The following is a 627-nucleotide window of genomic DNA, read 5'->3' as shown; positions in this document are numbered from 1 at the left end:
GACACATAAACTGAAAGAGGGCTGGCAGCCGTTTGGTAGTCCGGTGGCCATAACCCCTTATACCCTGATGCAGGCGATTGCAGCAGAAGGTGATGTGGTGGTCAGTGGTGCAACTGAGCCGGAGTGATACTACGTCATCGTACTGGCCCGGCATTCCAGACCATAAAAGACAGTCTGGCAGTGGGACTAAATGCACTGACGCTGACGGATATTACCAAAAATGCAACGTATGGCGTTGAGATAGAAAGTCTGGTGCTGGAGATAAATGCACCGGCATGAGGTGTACTGGCAATAGCGGACACTACCATTTGTTCTTTTTTAAGCAGCCATCTGATGATATTTTTCCCTGAAGGCTGCCGGGGAGATATTCCCCAGACGAGAGTGACGACGCTGACGATTGTAGAAAATCTCAATGTATTCCCGTATTACTGAGATGGCTTCATCCCGGTTATTAAAACGATAGTGGCTCAGGCTCTCATTTTTCAGCGTTCCCCAGAAGCTTTCCATCGGAGCGTTGTCGTAACAGTGACCTTTACGCGACATTGATGTTTTCAGACCAGACTGCTCCTGTATGACCCGGTAATCGTATGCGCAGTACTGTGAACCTCGATCAGAGTGGTGGATTAG

At 49.0% G+C, this 627-nt stretch carries 2 protein-coding genes and 1 pseudogene; 2 read left to right on the top strand and 1 reads right to left on the bottom strand.

Going from position 1 to position 627, the window contains the following annotated elements; genetic code table 11:
• Positions 1–10 precede the first annotated feature (10 nt).
• Together BHE85_RS18020 and BHE85_RS26835 are read left to right on the top strand one after the other, a co-directional pair.
• Complete coding sequence (locus BHE85_RS18020; protein ID WP_241548484.1) at positions 11–127, top strand: DUF1737 domain-containing protein; 117 nt, start codon at positions 11–13, stop codon at positions 125–127.
• 17 nt (positions 128–144) lie between these two features.
• A pseudogene (locus tag BHE85_RS26835) lies at positions 145–279 on the top strand (hypothetical protein); the annotation flags it as partial.
• 39 nt (positions 280–318) lie between these two features.
• Here the strand turns inward: BHE85_RS26835 and BHE85_RS18015 are convergent.
• Positions 319–627: integrase core domain-containing protein (locus BHE85_RS18015; RefSeq protein WP_146627984.1), on the bottom strand; the 309-nt coding region annotated here is incomplete at its 5' end.

It is taken from the genome of Shigella sp. FC1567 (assembly GCF_001743015.1).
In the GTDB taxonomy this organism is placed as follows: domain Bacteria; phylum Pseudomonadota; class Gammaproteobacteria; order Enterobacterales; family Enterobacteriaceae; genus Escherichia; species Escherichia coli.
Note: the sequence above shows the minus strand (reverse complement) of the source record. Positions and strands in the feature narration are given on the sequence as shown.